The sequence below is a fragment of the Streptomyces humi genome (assembly GCF_001005085.2).
In the GTDB taxonomy this organism is placed as follows: Bacteria; Actinomycetota; Actinomycetes; order Streptomycetales; family Streptomycetaceae; genus Streptomyces; species Streptomyces humi.
In genome coordinates, this window is the sequence record NZ_LBMU02000055.1 from 13,957 (window position 1) to 27,601 (window position 13,645).

Annotated in this window: 13 protein-coding genes; 6 read left to right on the forward strand and 7 right to left on the reverse strand. The window is 72.5% G+C overall.

Annotated elements, in window-relative coordinates; all coding sequences use genetic code 11:
- The first annotated feature begins 38 nt into the window (after positions 1–38).
- On the forward strand, positions 39–926 hold the full coding sequence (locus AAW13_RS24535) for a helix-turn-helix transcriptional regulator (RefSeq protein ID WP_046731762.1): 888 nt from the start codon (positions 39–41) through the stop codon (positions 924–926).
- Between the two features lie 40 nt (positions 927–966).
- Here AAW13_RS24535 and AAW13_RS24540 read toward each other — a convergent pair whose 3' ends face one another.
- The 3 genes from AAW13_RS24540 to AAW13_RS24550 all read right to left on the reverse strand — a co-directional run bounded on the left by AAW13_RS24540 (position 967) and on the right by AAW13_RS24550 (position 2,823).
- On the reverse strand, positions 967–1,674 hold the full coding sequence (locus AAW13_RS24540) for an HAD family hydrolase (RefSeq protein ID WP_052768658.1): 708 nt from the start codon (positions 1,672–1,674) through the stop codon (positions 967–969).
- Positions 1,671–2,321 (reverse strand): 3,4-dihydroxy-2-butanone-4-phosphate synthase, encoded by a 651-nt coding sequence (gene ribB, locus AAW13_RS24545; RefSeq protein WP_046731763.1) that lies wholly within the window; start codon positions 2,319–2,321, stop codon positions 1,671–1,673. The genes AAW13_RS24540 and ribB overlap by 4 nt, the downstream gene beginning before the upstream one ends.
- 313 nt (positions 2,322–2,634) lie before the next feature.
- Entirely contained in the window at positions 2,635–2,823 is a 189-nt protein-coding gene (locus tag AAW13_RS24550; RefSeq protein ID WP_046731764.1) for a hypothetical protein, read from the reverse strand.
- A 253-nt stretch (positions 2,824–3,076) separates the two neighbouring features.
- Here AAW13_RS24550 and AAW13_RS24555 point away from each other — a divergent pair, with 253 nt between their 5' ends.
- The gene (locus tag AAW13_RS24555) at positions 3,077–4,063 is read left to right on the forward strand and encodes an L-threonylcarbamoyladenylate synthase (RefSeq protein WP_046731765.1); all 987 of its coding nucleotides are present in this window, start codon (positions 3,077–3,079) and stop codon (positions 4,061–4,063) included.
- A 197-nt stretch (positions 4,064–4,260) separates the two neighbouring features.
- On the opposite strand, the gene AAW13_RS24560 is transcribed toward AAW13_RS24555, so the two are convergent.
- Positions 4,261–4,902 (reverse strand): carbonic anhydrase, encoded by a 642-nt coding sequence (locus tag AAW13_RS24560; protein ID WP_046731766.1) that lies wholly within the window; start codon positions 4,900–4,902, stop codon positions 4,261–4,263.
- Between the two features lie 240 nt (positions 4,903–5,142).
- The gene (locus AAW13_RS24565) at positions 5,143–6,222 is read right to left on the reverse strand and encodes a carboxylate-amine ligase (protein ID WP_046731767.1); all 1,080 of its coding nucleotides are present in this window, start codon (positions 6,220–6,222) and stop codon (positions 5,143–5,145) included.
- A gap of 624 nt (positions 6,223–6,846) precedes the next feature.
- Between AAW13_RS24565 and AAW13_RS24570 the strand changes: the two genes are divergently transcribed.
- Entirely contained in the window at positions 6,847–7,206 is a 360-nt protein-coding gene (locus AAW13_RS24570) for a rodlin (protein WP_046731768.1), read from the forward strand.
- A 150-nt stretch (positions 7,207–7,356) separates the two neighbouring features.
- Here the strand turns inward: AAW13_RS24570 and AAW13_RS24575 are convergent, their stop codons facing one another.
- The gene (locus AAW13_RS24575; protein WP_240528719.1) at positions 7,357–8,376 is read right to left on the reverse strand and encodes a GlxA family transcriptional regulator; all 1,020 of its coding nucleotides are present in this window, start codon (positions 8,374–8,376) and stop codon (positions 7,357–7,359) included.
- A gap of 94 nt (positions 8,377–8,470) precedes the next feature.
- Here AAW13_RS24575 and AAW13_RS24580 point away from each other — a divergent pair, with 94 nt between their 5' ends.
- Positions 8,471–9,334, forward strand: coding sequence for a dienelactone hydrolase family protein (locus AAW13_RS24580; protein WP_046731769.1), 864 nt, complete (start codon positions 8,471–8,473; stop codon positions 9,332–9,334).
- 133 nt (positions 9,335–9,467) lie between these two features.
- Positions 9,468–11,003, forward strand: a complete 1,536-nt coding sequence (locus tag AAW13_RS24585) for a glycoside hydrolase family 3 protein (RefSeq protein WP_046731770.1) — start codon at positions 9,468–9,470, stop codon at positions 11,001–11,003.
- Between the two features lie 81 nt (positions 11,004–11,084).
- On the opposite strand, the gene AAW13_RS24590 is transcribed toward AAW13_RS24585, so the two are convergent.
- Positions 11,085–12,359, reverse strand: a complete 1,275-nt coding sequence (locus tag AAW13_RS24590; RefSeq protein WP_046731771.1) for a glycoside hydrolase 5 family protein — start codon at positions 12,357–12,359, stop codon at positions 11,085–11,087.
- Positions 12,360–12,453: 94 nt separating this feature from the next.
- On the opposite strand from AAW13_RS24590, the gene AAW13_RS24595 reads away from it, so the two are divergent.
- A complete protein-coding gene (locus tag AAW13_RS24595; protein ID WP_046731772.1) occupies positions 12,454–13,548 on the forward strand; it encodes an N-acetylglucosamine kinase in 1,095 nt (364 codons plus the stop codon).
- Positions 13,549–13,645: the final 97 nt, after the last annotated feature.

The window sequence follows — 13,645 nt, forward strand, 5'->3', positions numbered from 1 at the left end:
CACCCTTGTGGACGCGGGCAGGACGTACCGTCGAAGGCGTGGACAACCAGGCAGAGGTACGCGAGTTCCTGACCTCGCGGCGCGCGAAGATCAGCCCCGAACAGGCGGGACTGCCCGCGGGCAGCCGCAGGCGGGTGCCCGGCCTGCGCCGCAGCGAGGTCGCCGCGCTCGCCGATGTGAGCGTGGAGTACTACGCCAAACTGGAGCGCGGGAACCTCGCCGGAGCCTCCCCGGCCGTCCTCGAAGCCGTCGCCCGCGCCCTTCACCTCGACGACGCCGAACGCGCCCACCTCCTGAACCTGGCGCAGGCCGCCGACGGCTCCGACGCCCTCACGCGGCCCCGCCGCCGCGCCACCCGGGCCTGGACCGCCCACCGGAGCCTGCAATGGGTCCTGGACGCCGTCACCACCGGCCCGGCCTTCGTCCGCAACGGCCGTATGGACCTGCTCGCCACCAACCAGCTCGCCCGCGCCTTCTACGACGACGTCTACGCCTCGGCCGGCAACCAGGCCAACCTGGCGCGCTTCCAGTTCCTCGACCCCGCCTCGCGCCGCTTCTACCCCGACTGGGACCTGGCCGCCGACATGGCCGTGGCCATCCTGCGCACCGAAGCCGGGCGCGACCCCCACGACAAGGACCTCCACGACCTGGTCGGCGAGCTGTCCACCCGCAGCGACGACTTCCGCACGCGCTGGGGCGCCCACGACGTCCGCCACCACGGCACCGGCACCAAGCGCTTCCACCACCACGCCGTCGGTGACCTGACGCTCGCCTACGAGGGCCTGGAGATGGCCGCCGAACCCGGCCTCACGCTCACCGTCTACACCGCGGAACCCGGCTCGGTCTCCGAGGAGGGACTGCGCCTGCTCTCCTCCTGGGCCGCCACAGCGGAGTCCGAGCGTCCCTCCCACCAGCCGGCGGACTGACCGCCGGGCTCAGCACCGACGCCCCGGCCTCGCTGCCTGATCACGGAACGTGGTCGAGTGCGCCTTCGGAGGCCCGCGCCGCCAGGTCGGGCCTGAGCATGCGGACCAGCGTGGGAAGAGCGTGGGCCGCGCTGCGAGCCTGAGCCGTTGCCAGCCCGGCGACGTCGGCGGGCAGCTCCGTGCCGTCGCGCGGAATGGCGAGGACGCGCATGCCCGCGGTGACCGCCGAACGGATGCCACTGGGGGAGTCCTCCACGGCCAGGCACTCGGAGGCCGGGACGCCGAGTTCGTACGCCGCGCGCGCATAGGCATCGGGCGCGGGCTTGGCCCGGGTCACGTCTTCGCCGCAGACGACGGTGTGCAGCCGCGCTGCGAGCCCGAGCCGTTCGAGTGCGGCGTGGACGAAGCGGCGGGGGCTGGCGGTGGCGATGCCGATCAGCCCGTGCCGTGCGGCTTCGCGCACCAGGTCCACCGCGCCGGGGAGTGCGTGTACGCGTCCGGCGTCGACTTCGCCGATCATCGCGACGGTGCACGCTTCGATCACCTCGTCGGGTCCCGTCGCGTCGGCGCACAGGGCAGCCACGTAGGCGGCCCAGGCGCCGTTGCCGTGCAGTGCGAGGGTGTCCTCGGTGCGCCAGCGGTGCCCGTGGCGGGCCGCGAACGCGGCGCAGACCCGCGGCCACAGGTGCTGGGTGTCGAGCAGGGTGTCGTCGAGATCGAAGATCGTCGCCCGGGCCGCCACCGTCACGGGGTCACCGTCTGGGCGTTGCGCAGCCCGTCGGCGATCTGCTCGATGGAGACGAGTGCGAGGCCGTGCGTGTCGGCGAAGGCACGCAGCTGCTCGAAGCGGGCGACGGAGCCGTCGTCCTGGCAGACCTCGCTGATCACTCCGACAGGGCTGAGGCCGGCCAGCCGCAGCAGGTCGACGGTGGCCTCGGTGTGCCCGCGCCGTTCGGCGATCCCGCCCGGGCGGGATCGCAGCGGGAACACGTGCCCGGGGCGCGTCAACCGGTCGGGAAGGGTGTGCGGGTCGGCCAGCGCCCGTACGGTGCTCGCCCGGTCCGCGGCGGAGATCCCCGAGCCGGTGCCCGCCGCGTCCACGGACACGGTGAACGCGGTCGCCCCGACCGGGTCGGTGCCCGCGAGGGGCGGGACCATCAGCGGCAGCTGAAGCCGGTCGGCCACCTCCGGTGCCAGCGGTGCGCAGATCAGGCCGCTGGTCCAGCGCACGAAGAACCCGATGGCCTCGGGAGTGGCGAACTCGGCCGCCATGACCAGGTCCCCCTCGTTCTCCCGGTCCTCGTCGTCGACCACGATGACCGGGCGCCCGGCCCGCAGGTCGTCGACGGCAAGCGCGAGCGAGTCCAGCGTCCGCCGCACCGATGCTGACGTCACAGTGTCCAGCCCTTCCCAGGAGGATCTTCCAGGGAGGACATCGGTCACCGCCCGCACGGACTTGAGCCCGCGGCACCCCGACAGCGCAACGCGAACAGACCGACGGAGCCCCCCCCGTGATGGGCGTCGTGGGACCCGATCGGCTCCCGCCGGGGCCGGTGCTGGTTCGTAATCAAGGTCGGCTTCGCCGCATGGCCGTGCCTTGTTGAGGTCGTCCTGTGCATGCGGACACGGGCCCGGATCACCGAGCGTGGCGTCCTGTGCTCACGGGGGAGCGCCCCGCAGCGCGTGGCTGCGGGGCGCCTGGTGGGATTCAGTCGACCATCTGCCCGTCGAACCTGCCGCCACTGCACGTGTTGTTCGCCCAGTTCACAGTTCCGCCGCCCTGCTCGCACTCACCCGGGGTGAGGCTGGCGGCGGTGGCGGTGGCGGCGCCTGTGAGGCCGAGTCCGGCGAGGGCTGCCGTGGCGATGACGGCGGCGAGGATTCGTCGAATGCGCATGTGGTTCCCCTTTCACGGATTGCCTCAATTGGGGCACTGGCCAGCCTGATCTTCACCCATGTGGGTGGCACGTCACGTTGGGCCATTCGGGTGACGTTGCAGATGGCGTCGGCAGTGCCACCCGAGGAGAACGGCTGTCAGCGTCTCACGACGGCACGACGCCTCAGGAGGCGCTCGCCCGCTCGCCCGCTACCCGCTCCGCCGACGGCGCTGAGATCGCCCATGGTCGTCGGCGGTCTCCTGTGCTTTTAGGATGGCGAGGGTGACAGCAGGAACCAGTGACATCGAGAAGGCGGCCGGTGTGCTGCGCGCCGGCGGCCTGGTGGCCCTCCCGACCGAGACCGTCTACGGACTGGGCGCGAACGCCGAGGATCCCGCCGCCGTCGCGCGCATCTTCCAGGTCAAGGGGCGCCCGCCCTCCCACCCGCTGATCGTCCACATCGGCGGCGCGGAGCAGCTGGACGACTGGGTTGAGGACGTGCCCGCCACGGCTCGCCTGCTGGCCGAACACTTCTGGCCCGGGCCGCTCACGCTGGTCCTGCGGCGCGGTTCCCGCGTGCCTCTCGAAGCGACCGGCGGCCTGGACACGGTCGCCGTGCGTGTGCCGGACCACCCCGTCGCGCTCGCGCTGCTGGCGGCCTTCGCCGGCGGTGTCACGGCCCCGTCCGCCAACCGCTTCGGCCAGGTCAGTCCGACCACGGCGAACGACGTCCGGGACGAGCTCGGCGACGCCGTCGACTTCGTGCTGGACGGCGGCCCCTGCCAGGTCGGCGTCGAGTCCACCATCGTCGACGTCACCGGCGAGGCCCCGAGCATCCTGCGGCCCGGCGGTGTGACCCGCGAGGACCTCGAAGCGGTACTCGGATTCCCGCTCGCGGTCCCCTCGGCCAGCCACATCCGGGTGCCGGGCCAGCATCCGTCGCACTACGCGCCGCGTGCGCGGGTCGTCCTGGTGGAGCCGGAGAAGGTCATCGCCGAGGCGGAGCGCGCCCAGGAGCTGGGACACCGGGTGGGCGTCTTCGTGCCCGCCCCCTTCGCCGGCGCCCCGGTGAAGGCGCACACCGTGGTGGCGGTGCCTGCTTCGATGGCCGCCTACGCGCGCGGGCTGTACGGGTTCCTGCGTGAACTCGACCAGCGGGGCTGCGATCTCATCGTCGCGTCCGTGCCGGCCCAGGAAGGGTTGGGACTGGCGATCGCCAACCGGCTCCGCCGCGCCGCGGGGCCCCGGTCCACCGTGTGACCGGCACCGTCGCCATGCCCTTGCTCATCCCCGAGAGGGGGGCCGGGGCAGATGCGTGACGGATTCGGCGGAGCGCCCGGCGCGCTGGCGGCACGGGCACAGCCCGTGCCGCCAGCCGTCGATGATGACCTGTTCCCCGTCCCCGGCACACGAGGGTCCTGCGACGACACCAACGCTGAGCGGCCGCGGCCGGGCGGTCAGGAAGCGGCGGGCACCGCCGCGTCGAGGCCACGGGAGGCGACGACCTGCGCACTGCCGTCGGCCAGGCGGTAGCACAGGCCCACGACGGCGGCCTGGCCGGCGGCGACCCTGTCGGCGAGGACCCGCGAACGGTCCAGGAGCAGGTCGACGGTGTGCCTTATGTGCTCGGCGAGGATCTCCTCGGGCTCGACGTGTCCGGCGGCCCGCGCGGACAGCACGCTGGGGGTGACCCGCTCGACGACGTCCCGGACGTATCCGGACGGCGTCATGCCGTCCTCCAGCGCGGCGCACGCGGCGCCGACCGCGCCGCACGAGTCGTGACCGAGGACCACGACCAGCGGGCAGCCCAGGATGTCCACGCCGTACTCGATACTGCCCAGCACCTCCGGGCCCATCACATGGCCCGCGGTGCGCACCACGAACAGGTCGCCCAGGCCGCGGTCGAAGATGATCTCGGCGGCCAGCCGGGAGTCGGAGCACCCGAACAGCACGGCGAAGGGCTGCTGCGAGGGTGCGATCTCGGCGCGGCGGGTGGAATCCTGGTTGGGGTGCTCAGGGAAGCCCGCGACGAAGCGCTGGTTACCGGCCAGCAGCAGCTCGAAGGCGTCGCGGGGCGTCGGGGTCTGGATCTCGGTCATGCCCGCAGCTTAGGGCGTGGCACCAGCCGTCGCACCGCCTGGTCCCGCCGGTGAAGGTTGCCGGGAGGCGAGGCGGGGCCGGCAGGCTCGTGAGAGGCGGGCATGGGCCCAAGCCGAGTCGGCCCCTTGAGATCGACCATGTTCACTGCCTGGCCCTGGCCCTGGCCCTGGCCCTGGCCCTGGCCCTGGCCCTGGCCCTGGCCGGGGCCGCTTGCGCGGCCTGACGGGAGTCGTCGGTGGTCAGACGGTCTGCTGGATGAGGTGGTCGACGACGTCATGGTGACTGTGCCGGTGGCGGTAGGCGGCTCGTTGGCGGTCGGCCCCGTTGCCCTGTCCGGCCAGGCGTCGGCGGACGGTGCCGGCGATGCCGAGGTCGTCGGAGGGCAGGGCGGGTAAGGCGGTGTTCCAGAGCTGCTCGAGGAGGAGGCCGGCGGGCTGGAGCCGACCGGAGGGCAGGTCGATGCTGTGGCCTTTCACGCCGTCACGTGCGGCGCGCCAGCACGCGGCCCGCAGCATCTCCGTTTCCGGTCTCGGCCCGGGTCGTCCGTCACGCACTGCGGCGAGGGCTGCGGTGGTCAGGCCTTTGACGGCGGCGGCCAGCAGGAGGGTGTCGTCGGGGGTGGGGGCGGCGTCGGTGACGCGGATTTCCAGGGTCGGGACGTGGTGGGAGGGGCGGATGTCCCAGTACACGCTGGCGCGGTCCAGGAGGGTGTGGCTGGTGATGAGCCGGCCGACGAGGTCCTCGTAGTGGGCGGCGGACTCGAAGTAGGGCGGGGGCCCGGCCACGGGCCAGCGCTGCCAGGTCAGGGTGCGCCAGCTGTCGTAGCCGGTGTCCTGGCCTTGCCAGTAGGGCGAGTTGCCGCTCAAGGCGATCAGTGCGGGCAGGTGGGGACGCAGGTGGTTGCTGACGGCGAGAGCGGTGTCCAGGTCGGGGATCTCCACGTGGATGTGGCAGGCGCACACGGTCTGCTCGTGGTCCAGTGCGCGGAAGGTGGCCAGACTCTGCGCATAACGCTGTCCGGCCGCGAGTGGCGGGGGAGTGTGCTGGCCCAGGACGGGTGTGCCGCTGGAGATGATGCGCAGTCCCAGACGTGCGGCGGCGCGTGCGACGGCGTGCCGGGCATGGCGGAGGTCCTCGCCGAGGGCCGCGAGGCTGGTGTGGGGGTCGGTGCGGACCTCGACCTGGTAGCGGGTCAGTTCGGTGGTGACCCTCTGACCGAGTTCGCCGGCTGCTTCGGTGACGACCTTGTCCGCCCGGGTGCTGAGCCGGCGGGAGACCGGGTCCACCAGCAGGTACTCCTCCTCGACCCCCACCCGCACGGCGGGCGTAGCACGGTGAGGGGAGGACGGAGCGTCAGTCGTAGGTGAAGGTGCGGGGGAGGATGTCCACGTCTCACTCTTCATGGCCACCAGTCTGTCACTCAACGTAACCGCGCCGGGGCTGTTGGCTGGAAAGAGGCCCGCATGGTCGGTCCTCGGTCCACCCCGCTCCGGCCGTCGTCCTTCCCGCCAGCGGTCTCGGTGTTCCTGTTGAACGTACCCGCCCGTTCCAGGAGTGCCTGGCGGCCGGCCATCGATACGGCGACGACTGTCCGGCCTCACTGGCCGGTTACCGGGACGCGATCGACGAGCTCACCCGGCGGATGCACGAGCCTGCCCGCCGACCTGCCAGTCCCCGAGGACGACGACGCAGCTGCTCACCTGCCCGGTACGAAGGTGCCGCACCTGGACTACAAACGGCTGTCTCTGATCATCCGCGAGGGCGTGATCGAGCATGTCTTCTGTACGGGCGCTCGAGGGGTGGGCAGCCGCCGGTGCCGGCTCCGTCGGGCAGTTGTGACGTTCTTTGCCGGTGGGCCGGCGGGGTGTCCCTCCGACCCACCGATCGGGTGATGTCGAGGAGTTCCGGAGGAACTGGCTCTCTTGCCCGGGCAGGAACAGAGCATGAAAAAGATGATCGTCACAACAGTGCTCGCGGTCGGCTTGCTCGGGATCGCCCCTCAGGCGATGGCCAGCGACAACGACGGTGGAACGACGAGCCTCAGCGGCAACAACGCTCAGACGGCATTCGGCAACTCCAAGACCGACGGGGCCATGAGCCCCCAGACGGCCCTGGTCCAGGGCTCGCTGAACAACATCTGTGCCGGCGTGCCGGTCAAGGTCGACGCCGCCTCCCTCGTCGGAGTCGTGCCGGTTTCCGTGCTCCAGGACGTGCCGATCCTGTCGGCGCCGCAGAACCAGCAGTGCACCGAGAACTCGACCCAGGCGAAGGGCGACGAGCCGCTGTCGCACCTCCTGGGCTAGATCCCGGTCCCCGCTCGCGTCGACGGACCCCGGCCTGAGCTGCCGGGCAACAGGCCTCCTGTGCCCGGCAGTTGCAGGACGATCGGGAGAAGGCGGAGCCATCTGCCGATTACCGCTCACCCAGGAACGGATTCGGAACTCCGTGGGTCGTCAGCGGATGCCGGGCTCGCCCGGGACGAGGCGGACCGGATCTGCGGGCGAACGGCGGAACATCGCGCGGTAGTCCCGTGGCCGCCTGCCCGTGTGCCGGGCGAACACGGCACTGAACGTGCTCGCGTCGGCGTACCCGACGCCGGCCGCGATGCTCGCGACCGTCCTGTCGGTCGTCTCCAGCAGCAGCCGGGCCCGGCGGACCCGAGCGGACTGCACGTACGCGAGAGGGGTCTGGCCCGCCTCCTCTCCGAAGCGGCGGAGCATCGTCCGCGTGCTCACGTGAAACGCCGCGGCGAGGGCGGAGAGGTCGTAGCGGGACCCCAGGTTCTGATCGAGCCACCGCTTCACACCGCGGGAGAACTCCCGGCCCGCGACGGGCAGCAGCGCCGGGTCGACGTACGGGGACTGGGTGGTACGGGCGTCGTCGACGAGCGCCACACGCGCGGTGCCACGGGCGACGCCGGCGCCGTCCTGCTCGCGGATGAGCTGGAGCGCGTAGTCGTACATGGCGCTGAAGGCGGCCGTGGTCGTCACCCCGCGGTCGGTGACGACCAGGCGCTCGGGGCGCACCTTCACGTCGGGGTACCGGCGGGCGAGGCGATCCGCGAACAACCAGGAGGTCGTCGCCTCGCGCCCGTCGAGCAGGCCGGCCTCGGCAGTGAGGAAGGCGCCGACGCAGATCGACACGACGGCGGCTCCGGAGACCGCCTGCGAGTGAATGGCCGCCACCTCGGGCCGCAGGTCAGCCAGTGCCGCGTCGAGATCGAGCGCGGGCGAGAGCTCGAACCCCGGTACGACCAGCACGTCCACCGGGCGCATGGCCGAGACGCCGACGGCCAGACCACCGGAGGCGACCACCCGCTGCCGGGGCGAGACCACGGACGCTTCGAACGAAGGCCGTACCGCCCCCTGTGCCGCGGCGACGTGACGGGCCATCACCAGCAGGTCCGGGACTCCGAACACCTCCGAGCCGAAACAGCCGGGGTAGGCCAGGACTCCCAGTCGCAGTGTTCCCACATGTCCCCCCGACACGAGCGGGTGGCGATTTCACCGCACTATCTGGCGATGCCGCCGTTTCCGAGGGAGCCAGTCTCCAGCCAGGCTGCCTCCCATGACAACCACGCACCTGCGACACGACGCCCCCCTGGACGACCCCCTGGACGACTTCTCGCACCGCGTCATCGACATCGACTCGGTCGGCAAGACCGTGCACGTCACCGGCTCGGGACCGGCCGTCGTCCTGCTGCCCGAGATGCCGGGGATCAGCCCGGACGTCGCGCGCCTGGCGCGCTGGCTGCGCGATGCCGGCTTCCGCGTGTACCTGCCCTCCCTGTTCGGCGTCGACGGGGCCTACCCGACCGCCGACGCGGGCCAGGCCGTCGTCCGCCGCGCCTGCGTCAGCGCCGAGTTCCGTGCGTTCGCCGGCGGCGGCACCAGCCCCGTCGTGGCGTGGCTGCGCGGGCTCGCGCGCGTGGCGCACGCGGAGTGCGGCGGGCCGGGTGTCGGCGCGGTCGGGCTGTGCTTCACCGGCAACTTCGCCCTGACCATGACGCTCGAACCCGCCGTCATCGCCCCCGTCGTCAACCATCCCTCGCTCCCTCTCGACGACCCGGCAGGCCTGGAGATCGCAGCCGACGACGCCGCGCGCGTCGCCGAGCGCGTCCGACGCGACGGCCTCACAGTCCTCGCCTACCGCTTCGAGAACGACAGGTGGTGCACCGGCCGGCGGTTCGCTGCCTACCGGGCTCTGCTCGGCGACGCGTTCGACGGCCGTGTGCTGGCGGACGACGCGGCGAACACGAACCCGCCGCCCTTCTTCCGTGACGTCGTCGGCTGCGCGCACAGCGTCACCACGGCCCATCTCGTCGACGAGCGGGGTCACCCGACCACGCGTGCCCGTGACGAGATCATCGCCTTCCTCGCCGAACGGCTGGGGACGACCGCACCCGGCATCCGAGCCGACGGACCGGCCTGACCCGCGGACCTTCCTCAACCGGGTCTCGCCCGGAGCACGTCGAAAATGGCGTCGGGACCGCCACGCTCCAAGGGTGAATGAACGAACCAGAAGTCTGTTGACTTTCGGCTTGACTAGCCAGAGTATTCCAGGAGTGACACACACCGACCCCCAGCCCGCCCGCGCAGTTCTCCCCGCCGATCTGGACGAGGCTGCCCACCGCTGCCTGGTCGCGGGATTCGAGGGCACCACCGTCGTCCCCGACACGCTCAGGCGGCTGATCGACCGGGGCCTCGGCGGTGTCATCCTGTTCACCCGCAACATCCGGGACGCCGAGCAGGTGCGTCGGCTCACCGACACCCTGCGCGCCCTCCGCCCCGACCTGCTGGTGGGCATCGACAACGAGGGCGGCGGCATCGGTCACCTGGTGGCCGCGGGTGCCCCGGAGGTCCCCGGCAACTACGCGCTCGGCGTGGTCGACGACCCGGCCCTGACCGCGCGCTGCGCCGACGCGCTGGCCGGGCATCTGGCCGTGCTCGGTATCACCGCCTCGTACGCCCCCGTCGCGGACGTCCAGCGGCAGGCGGGTAACCCGATCGTGCGCACGCGTGCCTTCGGCGACGATCCCGGGCAGGTCTCGCGGCACCTGCGCGCGTGGATCGAGGCGACCGAGGCGCGGGGCATCGCCTCCTGCGCCAAGCACTTCCCCGGGCACGGGGGCACCCTCACCGACAGCCACCACGAACTGGCGGTCGACCCGCGGCCGTACGAGGAACTCGACCTCGCACCCTTCCGGGCCGCGATCGCCGCGGGGGTGCCGATGCTGATGAGCGCGCACGTCGTGTTCCCGGCGCTCGACCAGAACCGTCCCGCGACGCTCAGCCGCCGGATCCTGAGGGACCTGCTCAGGTTCGAACTCGGCTTCGACGGGGTGCTCGTCAGCGACGCGCTGGAGATGAAGGCGATCGCCGACCGGTACGGGGAGGCGGCGGGGGCGAGGATCGCGCTGGCCGCGGGGGCCGATCAGGTGATCGTGGCCGTGCCCGATCTCGGGGTCACCGTGCGGTGCCGGGACGCGGTGCTCGCGGCGCTGCGCTCCGGGACGCTGGCCGAGGGACGGGTGCGGGAGGCGGCGGGGCGGGTGCGGAAGCTCTCCTCGCGGTATGCGGAGCCCGCGGCCCTGGTCGGTCCGTGGGACGCCCAGGCCGGGCTGGAGGCCGCTCGTCGGGCCGTGGGCGGACAGGGCAGACAGGGCAGACAGGGCAGACAGGGCGGACAGGGTGTACAGAGCGGACAGGCCGGGTCGGTCGGGGTGACCGGGGCGCATGTCGTCGACCTGTTTCCGGCGCCGCATCCCGCGCTGAACTGGGGTGGGGAGGATCTGCCGGCCGCGGTGCGGTCGGTGGATCCTTCGGCCACGGGGACCGCGGTGACGGGGGAGCCCGCCGATCCGGGGGCGCTGGTCGAGGTGATCCTGCGGCGTGCCGGGGGCGGGCCGTTGGTCGTCGCCACCAGCGATGCCGGGCTGTACCCGTGGCAGGTCCGCTTGAGCGAAGAGCTGACGGCCCGGCGGCCCGACGCGATACGCGTCGCCACGGGCCTGCCGGAACGAGACGCGGTGGTGTGTTCCTACGGGCGCGGGAAGGTCAACCTGCGGGCGCTGGCGGAGGTGCTGGTCGGGACGCGGTGACGGTCGCCGCCGGGCGGTGGGCCGCGCCCGCGTGGCGGACGCCACGGCCGGGCACGGACCCACACCTCTGAAGGCATCCGGTCACGGCGTTCGCAGGAGCTCCTTGATTCCCCTTGCCGCCAGGTACGTCTCGTCGCTCGCCCGCTCGGCCAGGACCACCGCCGGGCGGGCTCCCTGTCGGCGCAGTTCCATCCAGGTCTCGAAGTACGTGCCTCCCGGCCCCGACGTCGAGCGGGTGGACGGAGTGCAGTCCAGGACGAGGGCTGTCTCCCGCCGCTCGGGAGTCCGCGGTGCGGCCCGCAACTCCGTGATCGTGGCCGCGAGGGACTCCGCGATCGGCTTCGGGCGACCGGCGGAGTCGAAGAGCCCCAGGGTGTACTCCAGCTCCGGGAAGTCGGCCAGGGAGCGGTCGACGTCGTGGGAGCACCACCAGGTCACGCCCCACAGGTTCGGGCAACCGGACACGTTCAGGACCGTTTCGCGAGCGAACCCGGGAGCGTCGGCCGCTGGGATGTGGGGCTCCGGGGCACCCGTCTCCTGGACCCAGACCGGGCGTACGGGGTCGACCGCGTAGGCCGTGGCCAGTTCCGTGCCGTACTCGGCGAGATGCTGGACCTGAGGAGAGCGCGGGCCGTAACGGCGGGCGCAGTCGCCGGAGAACACCCAGGGGTGGACCGTGGTCACGTCGCCCTTGCGGGCCGACGCCTCGGGGGTGAAGGGGTGGTCGTCGCCGTACCAGGCCGCGTCGTACGCGGAATGCGTGACCAGGCCCCCTGGCGCGCCCAGGCCACCTGGCGAGCCCAGGCCACCGGGGGCGCCCAGGCCACCGGGGGCGCCCAGGCCCTCGCGGGCCGCCGCCAGCAGGGTGTCGAGGTAGTGGTCGACCTGTGTCACCGTCACCGGGTTGTGCTCGACCAGGTTGTTGAGCTCGTTGCCGAGCTGGAGGCCGATGAGGTTCGGACGGCCGGTCAGGGCGCCGCCCAGCGTACGCAACAGGACCGCCTGGGCCTCGATCGCCTCGGGGTCGGTGAACACGTTCCGGTGGTGCCAGCTGCGGGTCCACTCCGGGTAGAAGTCGAAGCTCGACAGGTGGCCCTGCACGCCGTCCACCAGGACGTCGAGGCCCTCTTCGGCGGCCAGGTCCACCAGCCGCACCAACTGGTCCACGGCGGCGGTCCGGATCAGGGTGCGGTTGGGCTGGAGGAGCGGCCACAGGTGGAAGACCCTGACGTGGTCGAGACCGAGGCCGGCGATCTGGGCCAGATCCTCACGGGTCCGGGCCGGATCGAAGTCCTGCCAGGAGTGGAACCAGCCGTGACGGGGCGTGTAGTTGACGCCGAAGCGGAGCGTGGAAATGGGACCCTCCCTGAGCCGGCTTCCCGGAGTTCCTGTCCGGTCGTTCGCGAATTGCTCTTGTCCTGCGCGAATGTATCAACCACCATAGTCAGTGATGGGTAATGATTTGAACCAGAAACTCGTCATCGGTCTCGACGCCGGTGGCACCCGTACCCGTGTCGTGCTCGCCGGCGCCGCCGACGGCCGTGTGCTGGCCGAGGCCACGGCCGGTCCGGGCAACGCCCTGACCGTGCCGCCGCGGCAGCTCACCGATTGTCTGGCCGAGGCGCTCGCCGCGGTGATGCCCGAAGGGGCCCGCGATCGGGTCGTCGCCGTGGCCGGCGGATTCGCCGGTGCCACGGCGGCCGACGCGGGCGATCCCGGGACGGTCCGGGCCCGCCGTGCCCTCACCGAGGCGCTGCGCCGGCTCGGCGTGCCCGAGGGCCCGGTCGGCATCTGGAGCGACATCGAGGCAGCCTTCGCCGCGGCTCCCGGCGCCCCGGCCGACGGTCTTGCCCTGGTCGCCGGTACCGGCGCGGTCGCCATGCGCATCGCCGGCCGGCAGGCCACGACCACCGTGGACGGCGACGGCTGGCTTCTCGGTGACGAGGGCAGCGGCTTCTGGATCGGGCGCAGCGCGGTGCGCGCCGCGCTGCGCATGGCGGACGGGCGGGGACGGGAGACGGTACTGGCCGAGCGGGTCGGGCGTTCGCTCGGCCTGCCGGTGGACGTCCTGCCCACGGGAAGCGTGCCGTCGTACGACGAGACAGGCGCCCCCGCCCCGGTCGGCCCGGTCTGCGCGCTCGGCCCGGTCGGTGCGGGATCCCGGGCCGTCGGGGCCGCCGACTGGTCCCGCGCCCGGCGTGAGGACTTCCGCAGGCATCTGCTGCCCGCCGTGATGGCCGATCCACCGATCCGGCTCGCCCGGTTCGCACCGCTGGTCGCCGAGGCGGCCGGCGAGCAGGACGCCGTCGCGCTGGAGATCCTCGACGAGGCCGCGGACCACCTGCTGGCCACGGTCCGCGCGCTGGAGCCCGGCCCCGGTGAGCGGATCGTCGCCACCGGCGGACTGCTCGGCCCGGCCGGTCCGATGACCGCCCCGCTGACCGAGCGCCTGCGTGTCCTCGGCCTGAACCTCGACTGGGTGCCCGACGGGGGACCGGGCGCGGTGGCGCTCGCGCGTTTCATGTACGACGGCCGGGCCCTGTGAACGGCAGACACGCCGACAGCAGACACGCCGACGGCGGATCTTCCGACGGCGGATCACCCACCGGCGGACCCGCCGGCGCGACACCCGTGAACGACAC